We start from the raw sequence: 23,557 nt of genomic DNA, 5'->3' as shown, positions 1-23,557 counted from the left end.
TTGTCAGCCCTCAAGCGCCTTCCGGTACTCCCGCTGCAACCGCTCGGTATCACCTCCGTCGATGAAATCCCAGGGGAGCATCTCCTCCAGCGCTATCTCCCGGTTCACCAACGCCTCGGCATCGAGCTGCTGCTCCCGCAGCGCTTCCTTCCAGTTCCCCAGCCGGTCCGCGGCCACCAACAACTCCGCCAGCCTGCGGTCGCCACGGGACAAAAGCGCCTGCTGGAACGCCTCGCGCGGGCTTTCCATCTGCAGCTTCAGGTTGGACACGCGACCTAGCTCCTTCTGCAGGAACTTCCACTTCTTTTCCAACGATTTGACCGGTTCCATGGCGCACCACTGGAAGGGGGTGAAGGGCTTGGGGATGAAGGGGTTCACTGAAAGCTGTATCTCCCCCAGGCGCCGGTTCTCCTTGGCGGCAGCGACGACCCGTTCCCGAATCTTCTGTACCAGCGCCACCAGTTCCTCTAAGTCGGCCTGGGTTTCCGTCGGCAGCCCGATGATGAAGTAGAGCTTCAGATTCAGGATGTCGTGGCTCACCAGCATGTCGCAGGCCGCCAGAATCTGGTCCTCGTTGATCCCCTTCTTGACCAGGTCGCGCAACCGCTGCGAGCCCCCCTCGGGCGCCAGCGCCACTGACTTCTGGCCGCTGGCTTTGAGTGCCTCGATCATGCGACCGTCCAAGTGATCGATGCGGAAGGATGAGACCGAAAATTTTCCTCCGGCGGCGACGATGTCGCAGCAGAGGTCTCCGATCCCGGCGTAGTCCGAGACCGCCGCTGCCACCAGCCCGACCTTTCTGCCCTGGGCCACCCCCTTGAGCACCTCGCTGCGCACCAGTTCCGGCGAGCGGGTCCGGTAGGGGAGATAGATGAAGCCGGCGGCGCAGAAACGACAGGCGCGCGGGCAGCCGCGGGAGATCTCCACCAGGTGCATCCCGGAGAACTCGGTGGCCTCGGTGTGAATCTCGGTGACGGTCGGCCGGCTGTTCGGATCCGGGTCCCAGACGCGCCGCACCTTGGCGGGAGCTCCGGGAGCGGGTTGCCAGGCAACCTGTCGCGGTCCGTCATACTGCGGCTGGTACAGCGAGGGGACGTAGATCCCCGGGAGTTGCGCTGCCTCGAACAGCAGCTCCTGGCGCGACGGCGCCCCCCGCTTCATCAGCTCCAGCAGGGGGGGGAGCGTTGGTTCTGCCTCGCCAATGCAGACCAGGTCGAGGAACGGGGCGACCGGCTCGGGGTTCAGGAAAAGGGCCGCTCCGCCAGCCAGGACCAGCGGCTGCAACGGTGACCGCTTGGCCGCGTAGGGTTCAATGCCGGCCAGCCGGAAGATGGCCGGGAGATTGAGGTAGTCGCTTTCGAAGGAGATGGAAAAGGCGACCAAGTCGAACGAGGAAAGGGGGCGCTGCGTCTCCAGCGACAGGAGCGTTCCCCGCGTCCTTTGCAGTTCCTCCAGTTCGTCCCGGTCGGGCAGGTAGGCGCGGTCGCAGCTCACCTCCGGCTGCGCGTTCACCATGGCATGGACGGCCTGGAAGCCGAGGTTGCTCATGGCGGAATGATAGCGGTTGGGGTAGACCAGGCAGCAGGAGAGACGCCCGCCGCTTTTGCCGCGCCCGGGGCCGCTTTCACCGGCGAGCAGGGTCCGCTTTCTTTCGATTATCTTCCACGACATTGCGCAAAGGTACCATCTTTGCCCACCCCAGTGGAACAAAAAAGACCACCCTTGACAGCCAATCGCGCAACTGTACACTAAGGTGCGTGCCAAAGATTACAATTGTGTAATAAAAATACACCAACCATAAACCGCCACACCGGAGTCACCCCGGACCCCGGACGAAGCAGGTGTGCCGCAGCGCCGATAGAGCACGCACCGGCCCACCCGTGAGTGAGGAGGAAGCGATGACCGATTACACCGATACCATCAGATCGTTCATAGAAAACGAGATGGCAGGTCCCGGCCCCAAAGCCACCCTCTCTCCTTCCGACTCCCTCATAGACAAGGGGATCGTCGATTCCCTGGGGGTGCAAAGACTGATTGCCTACCTGGAAAAGGAATTCGGAGTACAGATCTCGGACACCGAGATAGTGCCCGAGCATTTCGAAACCATATCGGCAGTGGCGCAGTTCATAAATGTCAAACTTACGGCCAAGGAGTAGCGGCACTCGAGCGTTGGGGGAACTGATGTTTCAGTACTGCAAGATGCGACTGGTGCAGGCCCACGAGAAGGTTCTCATCTCCGGTTGGCGCAGCCTGCTGGGGGAAATCTTCTACCTGAACCGGGTTGCGGTGCCAGTGGAGATAGCGCTCGACGCACTGCGCCCGGTCACCGACTTCACCCGCCCTGCCGACGAAGCCGTGATGGAACTGAGCGGGGAACTCCTCGGGGAACGGCACCTCAGGTACCGGTTCCAGAGCAGGTACCTGAAGGCGCTCAGCTACCTCGGCAAGGGGTACCGCGGCTTTGGCTTGGTGAAGGGAAACACGGTGGTCGGAGACGTCTGGTGCGCAGACTGTCAACAGGGTCCAGGCCCCGGCAGCCACCCCGACGAACAATGGCTGGGGATACGGTGCCACCCCGGGGAGGCCTACACCTTCGACATGTTCGTGGACCCGGCACACCGTGGCGGGAATATCGCTGCGGCCCTGCAAAACGGCATGCTGCACTTACTGAAAAAGAGGGGAGTGACCAAGGCCTACGGGTTCTTCTGGGCCGATAACGTACCGGCGCTCTGGGTGCATCGGACCCTGCGCTGGCGCGAACTCAGGCGCGTCAGGGCGACGCGCCTGCTGCTGTCGAAAAAGCTGTACGTAACCGTCCACGGCACACGCTAGGGGCGTGACCGCAAAGGAGCCACCATGAACAGCAAAGAGATCCCCATGGTTCCCAATCGAAAAGCATCCCTGCCAAGGGTGTACGGGGACACCCCGTCGTTCCTCGGCGTCCCGGTGCTCGACCCGCGCAACCTCCCGGCCGGCTGCGACGTCATCGTAGCGGGGGTCCCCTGGGAGGGGACCGTGACCTGGGGTTCCTTCAGCAGTTGCGAGCTCGCACCGCGCAGCATCAGGCATGCATCGGCGCGCTACGGCGGTTTCCTGCCCGAGTACGAGATCGACCTGTTCGACCATCTGCAGTTGGGGGACATGGGGGACGTCCCGGTCAACCCCAATGACCCGGTCGAGACCATGGCTAACGTGCATAAGGCGATGCTGGGTGTCTACCGCAGTCACAGCATTCCCTTCGTGCTGGGCGGCGACCACTCCTTCACCCCCGAGATCGTTAGGGCGCTCGGCGAGGCTGGCCAGGGAGAGATCGGCATCATCCACTTCGACGCCCACCTGGACAACGCCAAGTCATTCGGAGCCGACCTCTTCCCGCGTTGCGGCCCGCTGCACCGGATCGCGCAACTCCCCCACGTGCGCAAGGAGAGTATCGTACACATGGGGATCAGGGGCCCGAGGAATTCACCGGCGCAGTATGAGTACGCCCGCAGCATGGGGGCGCACATCTTCACCACCAAGGAGATCCGTGAGCGGGGGATGGTGGAGGTGACCCAGGAGGCAATCGCCATCGCCCATGAAAAGACCCGGCACGTCTTCGTCACCATCTGCAGCGACTGCATCGATGCCGGCTACAACCCGGGCGGCCCCGCCGACTTCAACGGGCTTTTGCCCACGGAACTGCTCCCTGCGCTCCAGACCATCGGGCGCTCAGGCATCGACGGGCTCGACTTCGTCGAGGTCTACCCGGGACAGGACCCGCACGGCTACTCCTCGCACCTGGCTGCCTGGGCCATGATCTATGCGCTGTCAGGAGTGGCCCAGCGCAAGCGTGACCAAGGCTGAGCGGGCAGCGGGGGAGTGACATGCGCCGGGACTTCCAGAACTTCTGGCACTTTTCCAGGCCATACCGCATGTTCCAGCGCGTGGCCAGTCTGAGCCACGACCTGCTGAACCAGGACCACGAGCTGTCGCCACCGGCCCGCGAGGCCCTGGAGCAGCTGAACCGGGACCGGGTTGCCACCCAGCTCGCCATCGCCTCCCTGAACCTCCCCTCCTATGCCCGCTGCGACCGGTGCCAAGGGGGCTGCTGCCGGGAACCCGCCGAAAACTATTTCACCGCCATCGATTACTGGCTGCGCCGGCACACTGGCTGCAGTGTCACTGGGTACGCCAGCCAGCCTGCACCGCCTTTGGCGGAGTACCTGCGCATGCGGCTGGGGGCGGCATGCCGGCGCTTGGAGCCAGGACACCCGAGCGAGCGGACAGCACGTCCTCCCGCAGCACGCTGCGCCCATCTGGGGCCACGGGGGTGCCTCCTCCCCCATGTTGAACGCCCGCTTAAATGCCTGATCTACGCCTGCGAGGGGCTAAAAAGCTCCCTGGACGAGCAGGCCCGCAACCGCTACATCGCAGCTATCAAAGAACTGCAACAAGTTTCCATCGGCACCTTCAACGTGTTGAAGCAGGAGGCGGGGCGACCTCCCCACTACGGCCTCGCCTCTATCTTCTTCACCTTGTAAGGCCGCAGCCGGCCCGCGAGGCGCACATGGACACGACCGGCTTCACCACCGACCAGGAAAATTTCAAACAGATGGCCATCGAGTTCGCCCGGCGCAACCTGAACCAGGGGGCCAAGGAGCGCGAGAAGCGCTGCGAATTCTCCGAAGAGGGATGGCGTAAATGCGCCGAGTTCGGCATCCCCGGCATCACCATGCCCGAGGAGTACGGCGGGCTCGGGCTGGACACCATGACTGCCGTCGCCACCATGGAAGGGCTCGGCTACGCCTGCCTCGACAGCGGCCTCATCTTCTCGCTCAACTCCCATATCTGGACCTGCGAATCCCCTATCCACCGCTTCGGCACCCCCCAACAACGAGAAAGATACCTACCCCGTCTCATCTCCGGGGAAGCCAAGGGGGGGCACGCCATGACCGAGCCGGAAGCTGGGTCCGACGCCTTCAGCATGCGCTGCCGGGCCGAGAAGCGCGGTGATCACTACCTCCTTAACGGCTCCAAGACCTTTATCACCAACGCCCCGATAGCCGACCTCCTGCTGGTCTTTGCCGTCACCGACCCACGCAAGGGTTTCGCCGGCGTCTCTGCTTTCATCGTGGAGAAGGGAACCCCGGGTTTTTCCGTGGGACGCCCCCTGGAGACCATGGGGCTCAGGACCTGCCCCTTGGGTGAGGTCTTCCTGGAGGAGTGCGAGGTCCCCGAGGAAAACCGGTTGGGAGCGGAGGGAAGCGGCGCCGCCATCTTCAACTCCGAGATGGAATGGGAGCGGAGTTGCCTCTTCGCCGCCCACCTCGGGGCCATGGATAAGATCCTTGAGGAGTGCGTCGAGTATGCCCGGCAGCGGCGCCAGTTCGGCCAGGCAATCGGCAAGTGCCAGTCGGTATCGCACAAGATCGCAGACATGAAGCTGCGTGTCGAACTCTCCCGCCTCATGCTGCACCGGGTTGCCGGACTGAAAAGCGCCGGGCGACGGGCGCCCTTGGAATCAGCCATGGCCAAGCTCTTCATCAGCGAGAGCTACGTGCAAAACGCCACCGACGCACTTCAGATCCATGGCGCCTACGGCTATTCCACCGAATTCGACTTCGAGCGCAACCTGCGCGACGCCATCGCCGGGAAGATCTATTCCGGTACATCAGAGATCCAGCGCAACATCATCGCCAGCTTCCTGGGGCTCTAGGGGCAAAGAGAGAACGCCATGTACCTGCTGCAACAGCTTTTGACCCACAGTGCGGCAAGGTTCGCGGAACGGCAGGCCGTGCTGTTCAAGGACCGGGCGCTCTCCTACCGGGAACTGGATGAAACAAGCAACGGGCTGGCTGCCCTTTTGATCGGCCACGGTGTCAGGCGCGGCGACCGGGTGGGCATCCTCCTCAACAAGTCCATCGAATGCATCGTCGCGGTCTTCGCCATCCTCAAGGCCGGTGCGGTCTACGTGCCGCTCGATCCCGCGTCTCCCGCGCCGCGGCTCTGCTCCATCATCAACCATTGCGGAATACGGCTCGCCGTCGCCTCGGCGGAGCACTTGGAACGGATCATCCTGGAGGGGGGCGAAGGGCTGAAACTGGAGCAGGCGGTGGTAACGACACCCTGCTGCGCACTCCCCACGGTAGAGCTAATCGCCTGGGACAGTCTGGAGCCGCAACCACGTCCACCACTATCTCCGCAGGTATGCGGCGTGTCCCCCGCCTACATCCTGCACACCTCCGGCTCTACCGGCTCTCCCAAGGGCGTGGTCATCTCCCACCTGAACGCCCTCACCTTCATTGACATGGCGACGGAGTTCTTCGCCATAGGCGCAGGCGACCGCCTCGCCAACCACGCGCCGCTGCACTTCGACCTCTCCATTTTCGACATCTTCTGCGCCATCAAGGGCGGCGGGACAGTGGTGCTGGTGCCTGAGGCGCTCTCCGCATTCCCGGTGCGGCTCGCCGAGTTCCTTGAGCGCGAAGAGATCACGGTATGGAACTCGGTGGCGTCGGTGCTGACTAAGTTGGCCGACCAGGGGGCCCTGGAGCGGCTCACACTGCCACGGCTGCGCCTGGTTCACTTCTCGGGCGACCTGATGCCGGTCAAGTACCTGAAGGTCCTCAAGCGCTTCATGCCGGCCGCCGCCTTCTACAACATCTACGGCCAGACCGAGGCCAACTCCTCGCTCTTTTTCCGGGTCCCTGAACAGCTTCCGCAGGAAGCCTGGAAGATACCGATCGGAACCCCCTTCCCCAACTTCGAGGTCTTCGCCATCGACGAGGAAGGAGAGGTGGTGACCGAACCCGGGCGCGAGGGGGAATTGTACGTCCTGGGCGCGACGGTTGCCCTTGGTTACTGGAACGATCCCGTCCGCACCGCCGCCCACTTCACTCCGGACCCCCGCAATCCCGCCAGCCACGCCAGGGCCTACCGGACCGGCGATCTGGTACGCTTGGACGACGGCGGCAACTTCGTATTCTCTGGGCGCAAGGACCACATGGTGAAGAGCAAGGGCTTCCGTGTGGAACTTGACGAAATCGAGGTGGTCCTGAACAGCCATCCCGAAATCAGGCAGGCGGCGGTGATCGCCATCCCCGACGAGCTCACCGGCAGCCGCATCGTAGCCTACGTCTCCCACGCCGAGGGCGCAATCCTGGAAACGGCGGACCTCATCGGACTGTGTGGAGCGCACCTACCTAAGTATATGATTCCAGAGCGAATTATCTGCCGGCCGGCCCTACCGGTCACCTCCAACAGCAAGATTGACCGCAAGGCCTTGGAGCGAGAATTTACCCCTTGACCCCCCTTTCACCCGCATCATCCCCGCCCTAAAGCCCGTATACGGGCAACCTCAACTAATGAAAGTTCAATTAGTTGTTTTTACACGACAAATCTGCTATGGTTCGGCGGCTTTAAACAAATGTTCCGAAGGAGCGGAAATGGTACTCAAAGACATGGAGGACATTCGCCAGAAGGCTGACTGTCTGAGGTCGGAGCAGGAAGTCGAGGAGGCGCTGTCACGTATGGCGCGGGAAATCGCGGAGCGCCTGGCGGGGACCGACCCGATAGCGTTCTGCATCATGAACGGCGGGCTGTTCGTGACCGGCAAACTGGTGGACAAGCTCCCCTTTGCCCTCGAGCTGGATTACCTCCACGCGACCCGTTACGGCGCTGAGATGTTCGGTGGCAACCTGCTTTGGAAGGTCAAGCCGGAACGCTCCCTGAAGGGGCGCACGGTGCTCTTGATCGACGACATCCTGGACGAAGGGGTGACGCTTGCCGAGATCACCAAGTTTTGCCAGGAGGAGGGGGCCGCCGCGGTCTACACCGCCGTCCTGGTTGACAAGATCCACGACCGGAAGGCACCCGGTGCCAAGGCCGACTTCGTCGGGCTGGAGGTTGAAGACCGCTTCCTGTTCGGATGCGGCATGGACATAGCAGGATACTGGCGCAATCTGCCCGCACTCTACGCAATGAAGGAGCAAAACTAGCAATGACCTCCCGTATAGCCACCTACTTCCAGTTCCAACGTTTCGGCACCAGTATGAAGCGCGAGATCATCGCCGGTCTCACAACCTTCCTCACCATGGCGTACATCATCATCGTCAACCCGGCCATCCTCGAGAACGCCGGCATCCCGCGCGGGCCCTCTACCACCGCCACCATCATTGCCGCCGTGTTCGGCACCGTGCTTATGGCCTTCTTCGCCAACCGCCCCTTCGCCATCGCCCCGTATATGAGCGAGAATGCGTTCATCGCCTTCGTCGTGGTCAAGGTCATGGGTTACACCTGGCAGACCGCGCTGGCCGCCGTCTTCTTCGCCGGCGTCATCTTCACCCTGCTCACCCTGTTCAAAGTTCGGAGCTGGCTCGCAGAGTCCATCCCGCTGTCGCTTAAATGCGCCTTCGCCACCGGCATCGGCCTGTTCCTGACCTTCATCGGCCTCAACGAAACCGGCATCGTGGTGCTGGGTGTCCCGGGCGCGCCGGTAAAACTGGGGGATCTGTCCCAGCCTTCCGTGCTCCTCGCCGTCTTCGGCCTGCTCTTCACCGTGGTGCTCATCTCCCGCAAGGTGCTCGGCTCCATGATGATCGGCATCGTGGTCACCACCATCGCCTCCATCATCCTCAAGGTGACCCCGCTGCCGCAATCCTTCGTCAGCATGCCGCCGGACATCACCCCGATCCTGTTCAAGCTCGACTTCGCGGGCGCGCTCAATCCGAGCTTCTTCCCGATCATCCTGACCATTTTCATCATGGCCTTCCTCGACACCGTCGGCACCCTGCTAGGCCTCTCCATGCGCGCCGACCTCTTGGATGACAACGGCAACCTCCCCGAGATCGAGAAGCCGATGCTGGCGGACGCTCTCGCTACCGTGGCGGCACCGCTGCTGGGCACCACCACCACCGGCGCCTACATCGAGTCCGCGGCAGGCATCGAGGAAGGTGGTCGCACCGGCTTCACCGCCCTGGTCACCGCCCTGTTCTTCCTGCTGGCGCTCTTCTTCGCTCCGCTGTTCACCATCGTCCCGGCGCATGCTTACGGCATCGCCCTGATCGTGATCGGCTCCTACATGATCAGCCCGCTGGCGAAGATCGACTTCGACGACTTCACCGAACTGGTACCGGCGTTCCTGACCGTGGTGCTGATGATCTTCACCTACAACATCGGCGTCGGCATGACCGCGGGCTTCATCGCCTACCCGCTCATGAAGGGGGCCACCGGCCGCATCAAGGAAATGAAGGGCGGCATGTGGGTTCTGGCGCTGCTCTCCCTCTCCTACTTCCTGTTCGGCGCCAAGTAGTCTTCGCCGAACCGGCCGTCAAACGGCAAGCCGCCGCTCCCGCCACGGGGAGCGGCGGCTTTTTTTATGTCCCGGTCCCGCGCCTGCTCCCCGGCCTGAACCCGTGCTTGCCCCCATACTTGCCCCCTAAGACTTGCCCCCACACCTGCGAGCCAACAGCGCCTAAGCCTGCACGTCCCACCAACCACCAACGATCACTTCCATCCCCATCGCCACCAGCGCTAAATTTTTCCCTAAAGTATTTCGTTCAACACGCCGATAAATGAAAACGAAAATCAACGACAGAAGCAGTACTATCATAAGGCGCCGCCAGTCGCGCCCTGGCGCGGGATAGAAGGCTGGATTAACCCGCGCAACTAAAGGAAGGGGCCCATCATGTTTCAGAATCTAAAAATCCGCACCAAGCTCTTGCTGATGATCGCCGTCCCGGTGCTCGGGATGGTCTTGTTTTCTATTTACAACGCCAAGAAGGACTACGCGGCCCTGCAGGGGCTGGTCCAGACTCAGAAATTGACCGCTCTCGCGGTTCAGGTGGGCGAGCTGTCGCACCAGATCCAGAAAGAGCGCGGTTACACCTCCGGCTACCTCAACGCCAAGGGCAGCAAGTTCCGCGAGGAGCTGGCAGGGCAGCGCGCCAAGGTTGACCACGAGATCGATGCCGTTGCAGCCTTCCTTGAGAAGAACGAGGCGTCGGTGGCAGTGGTGAAGCAAAGCCTTCAGGCCGCAGGCAGTGCCATCGGCAAGCTCAAGGAGACCCGCGCCGGCATCGACACCCTCCAGGTCACCGGCGCCCAGGCCTACACCTTCTACACAGGTCTGATCAACTCGTACATCGATGTCGTGGCCGCTGTGGCCACCACCAGCGGCAAGCGTGAGGTGATGCGCCAGGCCACCGCCTACTACAGCTTCGTAAAAGCCAAGGAAGAAACCGGGAAGGAGCGTGCCACCCTGAACGCGGTGCTGGCAGCGGACGTACTGGACCAAGAGAAGCTGCAGCGCACCATGACTATCCTCGCGGCTCAGCAGGACTACCTGGACCTGTTCCGCAAGTTTGCGTCCCCGCAGGCGGTAGCCGCCTACGAGGAGAAAGTGAAAGCTCCGGTATTCGGCAAAGTCGAGGAGATCAGGGGCACTGTGCTCTCCAAGGGACTCTCCGGCCACTTCGGGGTCCCGGCGGAGAGCTGGTTCCCGGTGATCACTGAAAAGATCGACACCATGAAGCAGGTCGAGGACGTACTAACCACGGAGATTCTGTCAACGGCCAGCGGGCTCGCCCACGACGCGCGGCTGACCCTGATCCTCAGCCTGGTCCTGGCGGGCGCAGCCAGCCTCGGTACCTGCCTGATCGGCGCCTTCATCTCCCTGGGCATCACGCGGCCGCTTAAACGGATGCTCGGCATGCTCAAGGACATTGCCGAGGGCGAGGGAGACCTGACCAGGCGACTCGAAGTCGGCCGCAAGGACGAGTTGGGCGAGGTAAGCACCTGGTTCAACCGCTTCATCGACAACGTGCACGGCATCGTCTCCCAGCTGTCACGAAACACCGGCCAGCTTTCAGTCTCGTGCCAGCAACTGAGCGCCACAGCTGTGCAGATCGCGACCGCTGCCGAAGAAGTGGCGGCACAGTCCGGAACGGTGGCGACTGCCAGCGAAGAGATGAGTGCCACATCCAACGACATCTCGAGCAATTGCTCCCAGGCCGCTGAGTCCTCCAACCGTGCCAGCGACACCGCCCGCGGCGGCGCGCAGGTGGTGCAGCAGACCTTGGTCGGGATGCAGAAGATAGCCGAGCGGGTGAAAGAATCGGCACAGACGGTCCAGAACCTGGGCACCCGCTCGGACGAGATCGGCGCTATCGTGGGGACCATCGAGGACATCGCCGACCAGACTAACCTCCTCGCCCTCAACGCGGCGATAGAGGCGGCCCGGGCCGGCGAGCAGGGCCGGGGCTTCGCGGTGGTAGCAGACGAGGTCCGGGCCCTTGCCGAGCGGACCACGCGGGCGACCAAGGAGATCGGCGCGATGATCAAAGCGATCCAGAGCGACACCAACGGCGCCGTGGGGAGCATGAAACTCGGGGTGCAGGAAGTCGAATCCGGCATGGAAAGCTCGCGTCGCTCCGGTGCAGCGCTGGACGACATCATGAACGCCATCAACGAACTCACCTCACAAATCCACCAGATCGCCACCGCGGCCGAACAGCAGACTGCCGTGACCGGCGAGATCACGGCCAACATCGGCACCATAACCGACGTCGTTTCCGAGACGGCAGGAGGCGCCCACGAGACGGCCAAGGCAGCAACACACATGTCAGGCCTCGCCGCCGAACTGCAACAGATCGTGGGGCGCTTCAAACTCGCATAGCCACCAGCAACGGGAAGGGGGGAACCATCACTACCAGCATCGCGCTTGAGAAAGTAAAATACCCGTTACTTGCAGGTACCGTCCTGCAGTAAAAAACGACATGCGAGCCTTCTCTTTACAGGGGAGGCTCGCATTATTTTGCGCTGTTTTGGGCATTTCCGCGGAAGTGACTCCCGCCTTTATCGCACCGGCTTTTAAAAAGTGGCTTTATCTTTTTCAGACCTCGAGTTGACAGTTGCGCAGAGGTCCATATACTTGGTTAAAATTTTCTAAAAAAGGAGAACACCCATGAAAAAGCTGATGTTGGCATTCGCACTGACTCTTTTGATCACCGGTTCCGCCTTTGCTGCTGGCCAGGCACACACCAACACCGGGTGCGGCCTCGGCACGATGCTGTGGGAGAACAAGGCCGATGGCTCGATCCTGTTCGAGATCCTGCAATCGACCACCAACGGCACCTCGGGCACCCAGACCTTCGGCATCACCTCGGGTACCTCCGAGTGCACCAAGCCCGGTAAAATCGTGCAGAACGAGAAGCTGAACCAGTTCGTCCGTGCCAACATGGACAACCTGGCCAAGGACATCGCCATGGGCAAAGGCGAAACCCTGGACACCTTCGTCGAGATGATGGGGGTTCCCTCCCCCCAGAGCGACGCCTACAAGGCGAAGCTGCAGGCCAACTTCGGCAAGATCTTCACATCCGACAAGATCGTGATGGCCGAAGTCATCGACAACGTCGTGACGGTAACCAACAACTGATCCTGCCGGCACATACGTGACCTGGGGTGCACAGCAACCACTGTGCACCCTTTTTTGGTCTCTTGAGCATGCCTCCACCACCCCTGTGATGAACACTGGAATGAACATGACCCTGCTGCGCCGCGTCCTCCCCCTCCTGCTGCTGCTCATTTCCCCCAGCCTCCCCGTGACGGCTGCCGACCTCACTGTCCCAGTTGCCGCCCTCCCGGCGGCCGACCTCCGCTACCGTGACCAACTGATCGGAGAAGCCCAAGCCAGGCGCCTCTGGGAGCAGCGCCCCTGGCAGATCCTGCTGCACTACAAGACGACCTTCACCGGCGGCACCGTAAGCCGTATCTCCGACGCCAACTTTTTCCTCGCTCCGACCGGCAGGACCGACCCCGCCGCCGAGCTGTCCGCTACGCTGTCCGCGTTTTTCCAGCCAGACGCGCCGGACGGGGAACATCCCATCTGCCGCTTTCCCGCGCGCCTGGCGTGGCTCAGCGAGGAACTCGCCATCGACCCGGCCCGGCTCCCGACACCGATGTGCTCGGAGCAGCAGGAACAGATCAGGACCATCGATGCGCGCTCGGCCGTGCTGGTGTTCCCGGTGGGGCACATCAACAGCCCCGCCTCCATGTTCGGCCACACCCTGATCAGAATCGACGGCTCCAGCAAGAGTAACCTCATCTCCTATGCCGTGAATTACGCGGCCGACGCCAACGACGCCAACGGCTTTCTCTATGCGTTCAAGGGGCTCACCGGGCTGTACAAGGGGTACTACTCCCTGATGCCGTACTACCAGAAGGTTAAGGAGTACAGCGACCTGGAACACCGGGACATGTGGGAGTACCGCCTGAAGCTTTCCCGGGAGGAGGTGAACAAGCTGCTGCAGCACGCCCTGGAACTGCAGCGGATCGCCTCCGACTACTATTTCCTGGACGAGAACTGCTCGTACAACCTGCTGTTTCTGATTGAGGCTGCCCGCCCCACGTTGCACCTCTCCGACCGCACCGGGCTTATTGTTCACCCCACCAACACTATCGAGATCGCCAAAGAGAGCGGCATCCTGGAACCGGCGGTCTATCGCCCGTCTCAGGGTGCACGCATCGTGAAGGTCGCGTCGCTGCTCGACGACCATGGACAGCAGGCCGCCCTGGAACTGTCCCTGGGAAAGCGCGCCCCGGCAAGCCTCGATGTGGTGGCCATGACGGATCAGGCCAAGAGAGAGGTACTGGACCTCGCTGCGGAGCTGGTGCAGTTACGTCTTGCCCGCAAGGAGTTGGAGCAGGATGATTACTCCAGGCTCTACCTGAAGATCCTGGCCCAGCGCAGTGCACTCGGGACGGGGAACGAAACCGCCTACGCCGTCACGCCCCCTGAGCCCCCTGATGCCGGGCATCACACCTCCAAGGTCGGGCTGGGTGGAGGCGTGCGCCGGGGAGACTGGTACGCGGCTATCCATCTGCAGCCTGAATTCCACGGACTGCTCGATCCGGATCAAAGCTACCTCAGGGGGGCACAGATCAAGTTCTTCGATACCCGAGTCGACTACGTGCCGGAAACGGGACGCCCGCGGCTGCATACCCTGCACCTCTTGGACATCCTCTCCACCGCCCCCCGCGACCGCATCTTCAAGCCGTTATCGTGGAAGGTTGCCGCCGGCTGGGACACCGAGGTCATGGAGAACGGCAGGGACTCTCTCATCTTCAGGGTGAACAGCGGCGGGGGCGTCGCCCGCAGGTCCCCCCTGTCAGGGATCGTGTACGGTTTCGCCGAGGTTGACGTCGATGGCGGTAGGCACTTGCGCGGCACCGTGGCAGTGGCGCCCGGGATCAGCCTGGGATGGCTTGAGCAGGTAAGGGAGTGGTGGAAGGTGAGCCTTGAAGCATCCGCCTTTTGGTACGTCGTTGGAGACGAGCGTATATCTCTCAAGGCTACGCTGGCACAGAATTTCCGACTGGCACAGCATCAGAGCCTGACCCTTAGCATGAGCTTCGGTGATGTCTCAGGTCATACTTTTCCTGATCACAACTTGCTATGGAACTACTATTTTTGACAAAAAAACTCTCTTTTAGTGATTCAACTCACCGGGATTGAGTCGTTCGCCGCTGTCAGCAGATTGACTTAGCGAGGGGCAAAGAGCATAATGGACAAAAATTAAATACATCAACAAGATACACGATAATACTCAACCATCCGCGAGGATGGGGCGGAAAGCCTATTGGGTCTCACTGAGACAGCCGGGTTGCCGAAATATCATTCAGATATTCTGCCCCGGCTTTTTTGCGTCCAGTGCAGATGATGGAATGCAACCCGGAGGAAAGATAGGCCATGCATCGCTTGCTCCTTGGTTCCGTCACGGCATCCCCCCCGCTCTCCGGCAGGCGTCACATCACGGGAGCCCTCATGAAACCGGAGCTTGACTGCGGCAGCCTTATCATTCCCTTGCAACCCGGCATGCACCTGCAGTGTAGGGCCCGGGAAGGCCGACCGCTCCAGCAACGCTTTCTTCCCAATTTGGGGGTGATGGCATGTCAGTAGATGGCGATCTGACCACTCAGTTTCTCTACGAAGCACTCAGCCGCGGCAAAAGGGAATGGGAACTCACCTTCGACGCCGTCCCCGACCTCATTTTCATCACCGACACCCAACACACCATCACCCGCGCCAACCGCGCCATGGCCGAGCGCCTCGGCATGCGCCCCGCCGAGATCCCGGGCCGCAAGTGCTATGAACTGTTCCACGAGATCGGCGATGTCCCCGGCACCTGTCCTTTTCTGAAACTGCTTCAGGACGGCGAAGCTCCTCACGTGGAAATGGAAGAACGGCACCTGGGCGGCTTCTTCGAGATCTCTGTCTCTCCCTTATACAACGAACTAGGCGAGATCACTGCCTGCGTGCACGTTGCCCGGGACGTCACCGAACGCAAGAAGGCCGAGGAATACCGGCTCGCCCTGGAACAGCACCTGCAGCAAACCCAGAGGCTGGAAAGCCTCGGTGTCCTCTCCGGCGGCATCGCCCACGACTTCAACAACATCCTGACCATTATCCTCGGGCACTGCGCCATGGCTCGCATGGCCTCTCCCTTCGAGGTGCATAAGCACCTGGAGCAGATCGAACAGGCGGGGAACCGTGCCGCCGACCTGTGCCGCCAGATGCTCAACTACGCGGGCAAAAGCCCCCTAGTGCAAACGGAAATAGACCTCAACGCCCAGGTGCGCGAGGTGGTGAGCATGCTCCAACCCGCCTTCAAGAAGAAGGTGTCTTTCAAGTACCTGATGGAGCCGGACCTCTCGCTGATCAAGGGCGACCAAGGGCAGGTACAGCAGATCATCATGAACCTGGTGGTCAACGCAGTGGAGGCCATCGGGGATCACAAAGGGACCGTCGGCATCTCCCTTGCCGGGCACACCGTTACCGCGGATGATGGAAGCTGCGACGCGTTCGGCAATGCCATCGCCCCGGGCTCCTACGTCTGCCTCGAGGTCAGCGACGACGGTTGTGGCATGAGTGAGGAGACCCGCCAGCGGGTTTTTGACCCTTTCTTCAGCACCAAGTTCACCGGGCGCGGCCTTGGGATGTCCGCCACCATGGGCATTATCAGAAGCCACAATGGAGCCCTGCAACTTGCCAGCGCCCTTGGGGAAGGCTCCACGTTCACAATCTTCTTCCCGACGTGCCCCGCCTCGTCGTCCCATCGGGGCGCTGCCCCAGCCGCCGAACTGCCGATGCAATCGCCGGAACGGCTGGAAGGGACAGTCCTGCTGGTTGACGACGAACCGGAACTGCGCCAGGTCGGCACCGTGCTCCTGAACGGCCTGGGCCTGAGCGTCATCACGGCCTGCAATGGTCGTGAGGCGCTGGAGGTCTATCGCGAGCACTCCCGGGATATTGACGTTGTCCTGATGGACCTGACCATGCCCGAGATGGACGGTGTTGAAGCGTACCAGGAGCTGCGCCGGGAAGCCGCCTCACTTCCCATCCTCTTCTGCAGCGGCTACGGCAAAAAAGAAGTTTCCCCTTTCATCGACAGTGATCCCAATGCGGCATTTCTCCCCAAGCCCTACAACAGGGAACAGATGCGTTTCATGCTCCGCAAGCTGCGTGATGCCGCGGGCAGCGGGTAGTAGCCCCTTCTCGCGTCCATCCTTCCACTACACCGGCCTTCTCTCAAAAACAGCCCTCACCGGTTGTCGCCTGCCTGGCACCCGACACAATTAGCCGTCGCCAATCAAACAACACCCCATACCGGACCAGTTGCAGCGCCTCGGCAGCGGCCCCGCCCCCATCGTCATACTCCCTGAGCCCCCCTACCTGAACAGCAGCAACTCGACCACCAGCGAGGCCGATTACCTCGTCGAACTCTGATCGGTATCCCCCCTTGAGCGCGCCGGTGCATGTCCTGCCGGCCCCATTTCCCTCACGAGCCCGCCGTGCCTGTTTTTTGTGCAGCGCAACAAACCGCCGCACCGGCGCCAAGCATCCTGCTATTTCCAATATCCAGCTAATACAGGGCATTACAGCCGCCGCGCCGCCAAGACAAGATTGGCTTTTTTTAATACCTTATGGTAAGTTGAGATCAGCAGCAACGGTTTGTATACAACCCCAGACGTGGCACCGCAAGGACCATAAAGGCCTTTCTGCAAATGACGCAGGCGGTGCTCCCGGTCGCATCGGACCGGGAACGGAGGTCCAATTATGAGAACAGTGAGAAGGTTGCTATTCACCACAATCGCCGTGATGGGCATGATGGGCATGACCACAGGCACGAGCTATGCTGCCGGTTCAAGGTCCCAGTGCAACAAGATGACGCACAAATCCGGGGCAACACATAAAGCCGGAATGACCCACCATAAAAAAACCTCCCACAGGAGCGGCACGGTCTCCGGTTCCTCCGGCGGTGGCAGCATACAGGGCTACAGCACCACACTCCCCAGCGGAACAGGGGCCAGGACCACGGTACGGCCGGACTTCACCGTCGAGCGGTTGGGACCGGAATCGGGTAGCGGCATGGGCACCGGTGCAGGCGGAACGGTGGGCGGCAGTACCGGCAGCAGCTTAGACCAAAGAGGCACAGGCACCTATAACCAAGGCGGATCCTACCAGGGTGGTTCCTACAACCAGGGCAGTGGCGGCAGCTATTACGGCACCGGCACCGGCAGCGGTATGGGTGGCACCCTGGACAGGGGCTATAACCAGGGTGTCACGGGCACAGGAGCCGGCGGTTACGTGAACGAGGGCACCGGCGGTAGCTACTACAACCAGGGGACCAGCGGCACTGGCGCGGGAGGCACCCTGAACCCGGGTACCGGCACCTACAACCAGGGTGGCAGTGGTTATAACCAGGGTGGCAGTTACAACCAGGGCACCGGCGGCAGCTACTACGGCACCGGCACGGGTGGCTCCCTGAACCAGGGAACCGGCGGCAGCTACTATGACCAAGGAACCAGGGGCAGCGGCGGCACCATGGATCGCGGCACCGGCGGCACCATGAACCAAGGAACCGGCGGCAGCTACTATAACCAGGGGACCGGCGGCACTACCGGCACAGGTTCCATGGGAACAGGTAACATGGGTACCGGCACCACTGGTACAGGCACTACGGGGACTGGCGGCACCGGCTCTATGGGTACCGGCTCTATGGGTACTGGCGGTATGGGCACCGGTACGGGTGGCACCACGGGTACCGGCACTGGCGGCACCGGTACGGGGACCGGCGGTAGTGGCAGGTAAGACAGAAACAGCAGAGAGGTAAGGCAGGAAAGGGGTTACGGGCGGGGCCTGTAGCCCCTTTTTAGTGCGATCCCGCCACCAGCACGGCACCCTGGGTTTCGCCATGCCTGGTATCGTGGTCATACGCGACCTGGATCTCCTTCAACTGCTTGAACTTCTCTTCGGTGCGCCTGGTGATCTCCGCGGCTAGTTCCTCTTCGCTGGAGAAACTGGGGAGCGTGCCGAACATCTCGTTCACCTCCGAGGCGGCCTTCACCGCCAAGTCCTTGTGGCCGAACTCGTGTCCCTGCAGGTGGGTCAGGTAGTTGTTCCAGATACCGACCAGTTCCGGGGCACAGGTGGCAAGATTGAGACGGGGCATGTTGTACACGATGTCCACGCGGGTGGCTGCGGATTTGACAGAGTAACGGCCATTTTGGCAGGCGACGTCATACTTGTAGTGAATATCCCAGTTGGTCATGGCGGAGTACACTTTGCCATCGTTCCACTTGGTTCCATTGAGAGTGATCTCGTGTACCAGATCGTCGAGGGTTTTCCCACTTATGTCATAAAAGCGGTAACCTTCTCTCACCTTCAGTTCGCAGGAAGCCGTATCTGAAGCAAACAGGGGGGCGGAGCAGACCAGAAAGAGCAGGGTGATCCCTGCGCCAGCTATGAGGCGGTGCATCATGCAGATACGGACTCCTGAGTATAGGATGGCAAACGTGGAGTAACCATACCCTAACAGGCACCATTCAGGGGTGACCGAGGTCACAAACTTCGGTGAATCGGGACTTTAGCTGCACAACCTCCATCATTGCCGGCAAGCGTGCCGCTTCAGATAACACCGCGGCAGCCAGTGACTAGCAGTCCGCCCCTCAAGGTTGGCCGAGAAGCTGGCGGCTGCGACAAAGCCGGCCTTGGCGTTGATGGTGTCCTCGCCGCTATATATCTCCACAACGCGTACGCAGTTCAGGCGCCCCTTTTTGAGCTGTTTTGCAAGAGAGGGCTGCGAAGACGGGGGCTACGCCGCAGCTATTGCACCACGGCGCAGAAGCGGGTACAACTATAGGATCTCTTTAGAGGAAAGGAGCCTGACATGCCCTCAACAATGCCTGCACTCTTTCTGGGCCATGGCAACCCGATGAACGCGCTGGCCCACAACGACTACACCGAAGGGTGGCGCCGCTTAGGGCAAACCATACCGCGCCCGAAGGCGATCGTCTGCGTTTCCGCCCACTGGTACCGCCCTGGCACCGCGGTTACCGTCAACGAAAGCCCCCGCACCATCCACGACTTCGGCGGATTCCCGCCGGAACTGTACCGGATGAGCTATCCCGCTCCGGGCGCTCCGGACCTTGCCCGCCGGCTGCAGCGCCTGCTCTCTCCGCTGGAGGTGCAGGGGGATGACAGCTGGGGTCTCGACCACGGCACCTGGGCCGTTTTGTGCCACCTCTATCCCGAGGCAGACATACCGGTGCTGCAGCTGAGCATCGACGAGACGCAACCGGCGCAGTTCCACTACGACCTGGGCAGGAAGCTCGCCTCGCTGCGCGAGGAGGGGATCCTCATCGTCGGCAGCGGCAACCTCGTGCACAACCTGCACAGCTATGCTTGGGGGAAACACCTTGCCGAGCCCTACCAGTGGGCGGTGCGCTTCGAAGCGAGGGCGAGGGAGTTGATGCTGGCCGGGGATCACGCTCCCCTAGTGGCGTACGAGACGCTGGGCGAGGATGCCCGGCTCTCGATCCCCACGCCGGACCATTACCTGCCGCTTCTGTACGTGCTGGCGACCAGACAGGGGGAGGAGCAGATCACCTTCCCGGTGCAGGGAATCGACGGCGGCTCCATCTCCATGCTGGCGGTCCGGGTCGGCTAGCCGCCAAGCCCCCCCCGACTACAACCCAAGCACCAGTTTGAGGCCCAGGACGCCCCCCAGGAGCACGAACAGCCCGCGCACCCAGTCGTGCCCCTTGTGCCGACCGATCCTTGATCCGAGGTAGGCGCCCGCCACCGAACCGACCGTGGAAGGTATCATGAGCCGGGCATCGGCCAGTCCGGCAGCACTGTAGATGGCAACAGCAAAACAGTTCCAAAAGAAGGCGATCTGGTAGTAGCACCCCAGCGAGACCACCAGGGTCTGACCGCGCCCCTTGGCGAGGAGCAGCGAAGTGAAGAGTCCATTGCCGGAGCCGAAGAAGGATTCGTAGACGCCTAGGGGAAAGGCGAGCAAGGCCGTGACGAATCGCGAGAGCACAGGCTCGCTCTCGTCCCGTCCCAGGGAAGGGTTCAGCGCCACCACGACCACCAGGGACAGGATGATGACGCCGATGACGCGTTGCAGCAGGCGGGGGTCGACGCCCCGCACAATCGTGGTCCCCGCGTAGGCACCGGCCAGTCCGCACAGGATCATCGCCCTTATCAGCACCCAGTCGACCCGGCGCCCCTTGAGGTAGTTGCGGGCGGCGAGCAGCGTCCAGGCCGCCCCGTTCAGCTGGTTAGAAGCGATCGCCACCGGCAGCGGGAACCCGAGCGCCAGCCATACCGGCGTGGTGAGCATGGCCGAGCCCGCGCCACTCATGGCGCTGAGCAGCGAAGCGAGAAAAGCAACCGGCAGTACGATCAAGAAATCCATCTCACCCCAACCGCGTCGATGCACCCACAGATGCGGTCCCTCTACGTTCCAGTCAAACCTGTTCCAGCACCTCGCGCAGTTTTACTGCCAGCACCGGGAGTGAGAAAGGCTTCTGGATGAAGTACAACCCGTCGTCGATGACCCCGTGGTGGGCGATGATGTCGGCGGTATATCCGGACATGAACAGGCACTTCAAATGCGGCTGTCCAACGCCCAGCACGCTAGCCAGTTCCCGGCCGTTCATCTCGGGCATGACCACGTCCGTCATCAGTAAGTCAATGCCACCCGGCCGCTGCTCCGCGATCCGGATCGCCTCGTTCGGTGACCCCGCCGTCAGGACCGCGTACCCCAGGTTCTTCAAGAGCATGGTTGTCATCTGTAGTATCGCCGGTTCATCCTCCACCAGCAGGACCGTTTCCTGGCCGCGCGGCGGTTCCGACGCCTGTCCTTGCAGTTCCCCGGCACAGTCGGCACCTACGTACCTCGGGATATGGATGGTGAAGGTCGCCCCCTGTCCCGGCTCGCTGGTGACCTCGATGAAGCCGTGGTTCTGGGTGACGATGCCGTAGATGGTGGCCAGGCCAAGTCCGGTCCCGGCACCGATCCCCTTAGTGGTGAAGAAGGGCTCAAAGATGTGCCCCAGCGTTTCCCCGTCCATCCCCTCGCCGTCGTCGCTGACCGAGATCCAGACGTACTCCCCCGGGACGGCCTGGTGATGGGGCAACCGGTAGGTCTCGTCGATAGTGACGGTGCCGGTCTTTATGGTGATGGTGCCGACGTTGACAATGGCATCGCGGGCATTTACGCAGAGGTTGGCCATGATCTGGTCGATCTGTGAGCGGTCCATCTTTACCGGCCAGATCCTGCTCCCCGGCTGCCAGCAGAGGTGAATCTCCTCCCCGATCAACCGCTGCAACATCTTCAACATGCCGCTGATGGTCTCGTTCAGGTCCAGCACCTGGGGCTTGATGGCCTGCTTGCGGGCAAAGGCCAGCAACTGGCGAGTGAGATCGGCTGAGCGCTCCGCCGCCTTGCTGATCTCCTGCAGATGAACCTGGATCGGGTCCGCGGGGGTGGTGTCCATCAGCGCCAGGCCGGCATGGCCGATAATGACCCCCAGCATGTTGTTGAAGTCATGCGCTACGCCCCCCGCCAGCCGCCCTATCGATTCCATCCGCTGGGCCTGTTGCAGCTGGTTCTCGAGGGTGACCCGCTCCTCCTCGGACCACTTGCGCATCAGCGCCGCGCCGACGTAGGCCGCGATCCCTTCCAGGTGCTGCAGCGACTCCGGGGTGAAGCGTTCCTTGCGATGATCGTTGCACTGGATCAGCCCCACGATCTTATCCTTGTAGCGGATCGGGAGCAGCGCAATGGACGCGTAGTCGCGGTGCATGCAGACGTTGCGCGGGTTGTGGCGCGGATCCTGATCGCGGGGGAGATCCAGCAGCTGAAACGAGTCGTTGGTCCAGAAGCTTCCCCCCGGGGTGACGTTAGGATGCCCCAGAGGCACCCGCCCGGAGATCACCAGGCCGCAGGTGCATTCCAGCCGAACCTTGCCGTCCTGGTCCCTGCAGACACCGCCATCCGCGGAACGCTCCACAAGGGCATTTTCCTGCACAAGCATCGCCTGCGGGAATCCCGACTGGGCCCAGTACGGATAATCCTCCCCCTCCTGCAGACGAATCCCCACCGCGGCAAAATCCAGCTTCACCCTAAGCAACTCGATGATCCCTTGCACTGACTCCTTGAGGTCTCCGGGTTCGTTCAGGACCTGCAGCACCTCCCTGCTCACCTCCCGGCGCGTCTCCGCCTGCTTGCGTTCCGTTATGTCCTGGTCCATGCCACGGTACCCAAGAAAATTGCCTTGGCCGTCGAAGTACGGGACGCCGCTGGTCTCCAGGACCACCAGGCGCCCGTCCCTGTGCCGATTGGTGTTCTCCAGCCGGTGAAAGGGCTCCCGCTTCGCGCTGATCCCGGCGAAGATGGCCCCGATGCGGGCAGCCTCCCCCTCCGGCATCAGGTCGAAAGGGGTCTTCCCGATCACCTCCTCCGGCGCATAGCCGAGCAGCTCCTTTACTTGGGGGCTGACAAAGGTGTAACGGGCGTTGGCATCGACCTCCCAGATCCAGTTGTGCGACGACTCGATCAGGTTCAGGTGCCGGGTCTCTTTTTCCTGCAGCCCCCGCTGCGTTCTCTCGAAATAAATGAGGATCATCCCGATGGCGATGCTGGTGGCCACGATGCTGCCAAAGAGAAAGCCCCAAGGCGCGAACCACTCTATGGGGCGCAGCAGCGGGTAATCGGCCTGGTGAATACCCCAGGTGATGAAGAGCCAGCCCACCACGCGGCTGGCGATCTCCCCCGGTTCAGCCTGCTTCAACACGTCGATGCCGATGCGGATGTAGGTAAAGGCGAGGAAGGCGAAGATGGGAACGATGGCGTAAATTACCGGCAACCCCGACGACAGGACGCCGACTGTCCACAGGGCTATAGCGGCGCCGGTGATGGTGAACCCGTGCGCGACGGGGCGGCCGATGAAATTCCTGGTGCCGGCCAGGAGGATGACGGCACTGGCGATGATACAGAGGTAGTTGATTTGCTTGCAGACCAGGCAGTCAGGCCAAAGGACCGAAAGGATCAGGAAGATGTACCTGCTGATGAGGATGCTCCATGCCACCGCCCACAGTTTCATGAAGGGCTCTTTGTAGCGGGAGTAGAGGTAGACATTAACAAGCGCCAGTATCGTCACCGAACTGGCAGTCGCTATCGCGGCAATGATTATCCAAGGCATATTCTACCTCTAAGCAGAACTTCCA

The 23,557-nt window shown here is 61.8% G+C and carries 19 protein-coding genes and 1 riboswitch; of the genes, 14 read left to right on the top strand and 5 right to left on the bottom strand.

Annotated features, from left to right (window positions below; translation table 11 throughout):
- Window positions 1–3: 3 nt before the first annotated feature.
- Window positions 4–1,671 (bottom strand): radical SAM protein, encoded by a 1,668-nt coding sequence (locus K7R21_RS17800; protein WP_224984626.1) that lies wholly within the window; start codon window positions 1,669–1,671, stop codon window positions 4–6.
- Between the two features lie 227 nt (window positions 1,672–1,898).
- Here K7R21_RS17800 and K7R21_RS17795 point away from each other — a divergent pair, with 227 nt between their 5' ends.
- The 8 genes from K7R21_RS17795 (at window position 1,899) to K7R21_RS17760 (ending at window position 9,289) form a co-directional block, all read left to right on the top strand.
- A complete protein-coding gene (locus tag K7R21_RS17795; RefSeq protein ID WP_224984625.1) occupies window positions 1,899–2,156 on the top strand; it encodes an acyl carrier protein in 258 nt (85 codons plus the stop codon).
- Between the two features lie 25 nt (window positions 2,157–2,181).
- A complete protein-coding gene (locus K7R21_RS17790) occupies window positions 2,182–2,832 on the top strand; it encodes a GNAT family N-acetyltransferase (protein WP_224984624.1) in 651 nt (216 codons plus the stop codon).
- 24 nt (window positions 2,833–2,856) lie between these two features.
- Window positions 2,857–3,843, top strand: a complete 987-nt coding sequence (locus K7R21_RS17785) for an agmatinase family protein (RefSeq protein WP_224984622.1) — start codon at window positions 2,857–2,859, stop codon at window positions 3,841–3,843.
- A 20-nt stretch (window positions 3,844–3,863) separates the two neighbouring features.
- Window positions 3,864–4,520: a hypothetical protein gene (locus K7R21_RS17780; RefSeq protein WP_224984621.1), complete on the top strand. Its 657-nt coding sequence runs from the start codon at window positions 3,864–3,866 to the stop codon at window positions 4,518–4,520.
- Window positions 4,521–4,546: 26 nt separating this feature from the next.
- Window positions 4,547–5,695 (top strand): acyl-CoA dehydrogenase family protein, encoded by a 1,149-nt coding sequence (locus tag K7R21_RS17775; RefSeq protein ID WP_224984620.1) that lies wholly within the window; start codon window positions 4,547–4,549, stop codon window positions 5,693–5,695.
- An 18-nt stretch (window positions 5,696–5,713) separates the two neighbouring features.
- Window positions 5,714–7,285, top strand: a complete 1,572-nt coding sequence (locus tag K7R21_RS17770; RefSeq protein WP_224984619.1) for an amino acid adenylation domain-containing protein — start codon at window positions 5,714–5,716, stop codon at window positions 7,283–7,285.
- Between the two features lie 139 nt (window positions 7,286–7,424).
- Window positions 7,425–7,976 carry a hypoxanthine-guanine phosphoribosyltransferase gene (locus K7R21_RS17765; protein ID WP_224984617.1) on the top strand — a complete coding sequence of 184 codons (552 nt, stop codon included), beginning with the start codon at window positions 7,425–7,427 and terminating at the stop codon, window positions 7,974–7,976.
- Between the two features lie 2 nt (window positions 7,977–7,978).
- On the top strand, window positions 7,979–9,289 hold the full coding sequence (locus K7R21_RS17760; RefSeq protein ID WP_224984616.1) for an NCS2 family permease: 1,311 nt from the start codon (window positions 7,979–7,981) through the stop codon (window positions 9,287–9,289).
- 162 nt (window positions 9,290–9,451) lie between these two features.
- Here the strand turns inward: K7R21_RS17760 and K7R21_RS17755 are convergent, their stop codons facing one another.
- Window positions 9,452–9,589, bottom strand: coding sequence for a hypothetical protein (locus K7R21_RS17755; RefSeq protein ID WP_224984615.1), 138 nt, complete (start codon window positions 9,587–9,589; stop codon window positions 9,452–9,454).
- Between the two features lie 75 nt (window positions 9,590–9,664).
- Between K7R21_RS17755 and K7R21_RS17750 the strand changes: the two genes are divergently transcribed.
- The 5 genes from K7R21_RS17750 (at window position 9,665) to K7R21_RS17730 (ending at window position 18,127) form a co-directional block, all read left to right on the top strand.
- On the top strand, window positions 9,665–11,653 hold the full coding sequence (locus K7R21_RS17750; protein WP_224984614.1) for a methyl-accepting chemotaxis protein: 1,989 nt from the start codon (window positions 9,665–9,667) through the stop codon (window positions 11,651–11,653).
- Window positions 11,654–11,941: 288 nt separating this feature from the next.
- The gene (locus tag K7R21_RS17745; protein WP_224984613.1) at window positions 11,942–12,412 is read left to right on the top strand and encodes a DUF3015 family protein; all 471 of its coding nucleotides are present in this window, start codon (window positions 11,942–11,944) and stop codon (window positions 12,410–12,412) included.
- A gap of 100 nt (window positions 12,413–12,512) precedes the next feature.
- Complete coding sequence (locus K7R21_RS17740) at window positions 12,513–14,450, top strand: Lnb N-terminal periplasmic domain-containing protein (RefSeq protein ID WP_224984612.1); 1,938 nt, start codon at window positions 12,513–12,515, stop codon at window positions 14,448–14,450.
- Window positions 14,451–14,570: 120 nt separating this feature from the next.
- A riboswitch (cyclic di-GMP riboswitch) is annotated at window positions 14,571–14,647 on the top strand.
- Between the two features lie 278 nt (window positions 14,648–14,925).
- A complete protein-coding gene (locus tag K7R21_RS17735; RefSeq protein WP_224984610.1) occupies window positions 14,926–16,521 on the top strand; it encodes a hybrid sensor histidine kinase/response regulator in 1,596 nt (531 codons plus the stop codon).
- A gap of 571 nt (window positions 16,522–17,092) precedes the next feature.
- On the top strand, window positions 17,093–18,127 hold the full coding sequence (locus K7R21_RS17730) for a hypothetical protein (RefSeq protein ID WP_224984608.1): 1,035 nt from the start codon (window positions 17,093–17,095) through the stop codon (window positions 18,125–18,127).
- A gap of 61 nt (window positions 18,128–18,188) precedes the next feature.
- Here the strand turns inward: K7R21_RS17730 and K7R21_RS17725 are convergent, their stop codons facing one another.
- Window positions 18,189–18,797: a DUF922 domain-containing protein gene (locus tag K7R21_RS17725; RefSeq protein WP_224984607.1), complete on the bottom strand. Its 609-nt coding sequence runs from the start codon at window positions 18,795–18,797 to the stop codon at window positions 18,189–18,191.
- Window positions 18,798–19,205: 408 nt separating this feature from the next.
- Here K7R21_RS17725 and ygiD point away from each other — a divergent pair, with 408 nt between their 5' ends.
- Complete coding sequence (gene ygiD, locus K7R21_RS17720; protein WP_224984606.1) at window positions 19,206–19,985, top strand: 4,5-DOPA-extradiol-dioxygenase; 780 nt, start codon at window positions 19,206–19,208, stop codon at window positions 19,983–19,985.
- 18 nt (window positions 19,986–20,003) lie between these two features.
- Here ygiD and K7R21_RS17715 read toward each other — a convergent pair whose 3' ends face one another.
- Entirely contained in the window at window positions 20,004–20,741 is a 738-nt protein-coding gene (locus tag K7R21_RS17715; protein WP_224984605.1) for a sulfite exporter TauE/SafE family protein, read from the bottom strand.
- Window positions 20,742–20,793: 52 nt separating this feature from the next.
- On the bottom strand, window positions 20,794–23,532 hold the full coding sequence (locus tag K7R21_RS17710) for a PAS domain S-box protein (RefSeq protein WP_224984603.1): 2,739 nt from the start codon (window positions 23,530–23,532) through the stop codon (window positions 20,794–20,796).
- Between the last annotated feature and the right edge of the window lie 25 nt (window positions 23,533–23,557).

The sequence above is a fragment of the Geomonas agri genome (assembly GCF_020179605.1).
Taxonomy (GTDB): domain Bacteria; phylum Desulfobacterota; class Desulfuromonadia; order Geobacterales; family Geobacteraceae; genus Geomonas; species Geomonas agri.
The sequence above is the reverse complement of the archived record's forward strand: the minus strand, read 5'-3'. Positions and strand labels throughout refer to the sequence as shown.

Excerpts from the sequence above, each read along its gene's own strand:
- K7R21_RS17800 (WP_224984626.1), bottom strand. The coding sequence starts at position 1,671 with ATGTCGTGGAAGATAATCGAAAGAAAGCGGACCCTGCTCGCCGGTGAA.
- K7R21_RS17795 (WP_224984625.1), top strand. The coding sequence starts at position 1,899 with ATGACCGATTACACCGATACCATCAGATCGTTCATAGAAAACGAGATG.
- K7R21_RS17790 (WP_224984624.1), top strand. The coding sequence starts at position 2,182 with ATGTTTCAGTACTGCAAGATGCGACTGGTGCAGGCCCACGAGAAGGTT.
- K7R21_RS17785 (WP_224984622.1), top strand. The coding sequence starts at position 2,857 with ATGAACAGCAAAGAGATCCCCATGGTTCCCAATCGAAAAGCATCCCTG.
- K7R21_RS17780 (WP_224984621.1), top strand. The coding sequence starts at position 3,864 with ATGCGCCGGGACTTCCAGAACTTCTGGCACTTTTCCAGGCCATACCGC.
- K7R21_RS17775 (WP_224984620.1), top strand. The coding sequence starts at position 4,547 with ATGGACACGACCGGCTTCACCACCGACCAGGAAAATTTCAAACAGATG.
- K7R21_RS17770 (WP_224984619.1), top strand. The coding sequence starts at position 5,714 with ATGTACCTGCTGCAACAGCTTTTGACCCACAGTGCGGCAAGGTTCGCG.
- K7R21_RS17765 (WP_224984617.1), top strand. The coding sequence starts at position 7,425 with ATGGTACTCAAAGACATGGAGGACATTCGCCAGAAGGCTGACTGTCTG.
- K7R21_RS17760 (WP_224984616.1), top strand. The coding sequence starts at position 7,979 with ATGACCTCCCGTATAGCCACCTACTTCCAGTTCCAACGTTTCGGCACC.
- K7R21_RS17755 (WP_224984615.1), bottom strand. The coding sequence starts at position 9,589 with ATGATAGTACTGCTTCTGTCGTTGATTTTCGTTTTCATTTATCGGCGT.
- K7R21_RS17750 (WP_224984614.1), top strand. The coding sequence starts at position 9,665 with ATGTTTCAGAATCTAAAAATCCGCACCAAGCTCTTGCTGATGATCGCC.
- K7R21_RS17745 (WP_224984613.1), top strand. The coding sequence starts at position 11,942 with ATGAAAAAGCTGATGTTGGCATTCGCACTGACTCTTTTGATCACCGGT.
- K7R21_RS17740 (WP_224984612.1), top strand. The coding sequence starts at position 12,513 with ATGAACATGACCCTGCTGCGCCGCGTCCTCCCCCTCCTGCTGCTGCTC.
- K7R21_RS17735 (WP_224984610.1), top strand. The coding sequence starts at position 14,926 with ATGTCAGTAGATGGCGATCTGACCACTCAGTTTCTCTACGAAGCACTC.
- K7R21_RS17730 (WP_224984608.1), top strand. The coding sequence starts at position 17,093 with ATGAGAACAGTGAGAAGGTTGCTATTCACCACAATCGCCGTGATGGGC.
- K7R21_RS17725 (WP_224984607.1), bottom strand. The coding sequence starts at position 18,797 with ATGATGCACCGCCTCATAGCTGGCGCAGGGATCACCCTGCTCTTTCTG.
- ygiD (WP_224984606.1), top strand. The coding sequence starts at position 19,206 with ATGCCCTCAACAATGCCTGCACTCTTTCTGGGCCATGGCAACCCGATG.
- K7R21_RS17715 (WP_224984605.1), bottom strand. The coding sequence starts at position 20,741 with ATGGATTTCTTGATCGTACTGCCGGTTGCTTTTCTCGCTTCGCTGCTC.
- K7R21_RS17710 (WP_224984603.1), bottom strand. The coding sequence starts at position 23,532 with ATGCCTTGGATAATCATTGCCGCGATAGCGACTGCCAGTTCGGTGACG.